The 807-nt window shown below is 69.6% G+C and carries 1 protein-coding gene; it reads right to left on the bottom strand.

Features of this window, described 5'->3' with window-relative positions; all coding sequences use genetic code 11:
• The coding region (locus tag G6034_RS19440) for a serine dehydratase beta chain (protein WP_281375538.1) at positions 1–806 on the bottom strand (806 nt) is incomplete at its 3' end.
• Position 807 lies beyond the last annotated feature (1 nt).

Raw genomic sequence — 807 nt, 5'->3', positions numbered from 1 at the left:
TTCACCCATTCCTGCCAGAACTTCGGGTCCCGGTCCGGGTCCTCCGCGCGCAGCCTGGCGTGCCAGGCCGGGGCGCGGCGGCGGACCTTCAACCCGCCCGGCAGCAGCCCCTCCCGGGCCAGGGAGGCGTTCTTGCACTCCTCCATGACATCACGGATGTGCAGCAACCCCTCCCGCACCTGGTCCCCGGTGCGGGAGACGAGCTCGTTGGCGAGCATCACGTCGCTGAAGTTCCCGCCCACCGCCGCACAGTGGCGGAGCAGTTCCACGGCCGTGCGGAACGGGTACGGCAACAACGCCTTGGAGGATTCCAGCTCGGCCGCGGCGGCCCCCGCCTGGCCCTCGCGGATGATGAAGCCCCCGCCCACGGAGAAGTACGTCGCCTCAAGCAACACCTCCCCGCCGGCCCCCGCCACGGCGAGCTTCATCCCGTTGGTGTGGCGGGACAGGACGGTCAGCGGGTGCAGGACAATGTCCCCGGCCCCATACGCCAAGGCCACGCTCCCGCCCAGCAGCAACGGTTCCCCCGCCGCGAACGCCGCCAGCCGGGACTCGACCTCCGCCGGCAGGATCAACTCCGGCTCCCGGCCCTCCAACCCCAACAACACCGCCGTCATGGTCCCATGCCCGCGCCCCGTCGCGGCCAGGGACCCGTACAAGTCAACCCGCACCGAGGCCACCAAACCCAGGACCCCGGCCTCAACAAGCTCCCGCACAAACGCCGCACCAGCCCGCATCGGACCCACCGTATGCGAACTCGACGGACCAATCCCCACGGAAAACAAATCAAAAACACCAACGGCCATG

The sequence above is a fragment of the Arthrobacter wenxiniae genome (assembly GCF_013376105.1).
Lineage (GTDB): Bacteria > Actinomycetota > Actinomycetes > Actinomycetales > Micrococcaceae > Specibacter > Specibacter wenxiniae.
This window is presented reverse-complemented; position numbering and strand designations above follow the sequence as displayed.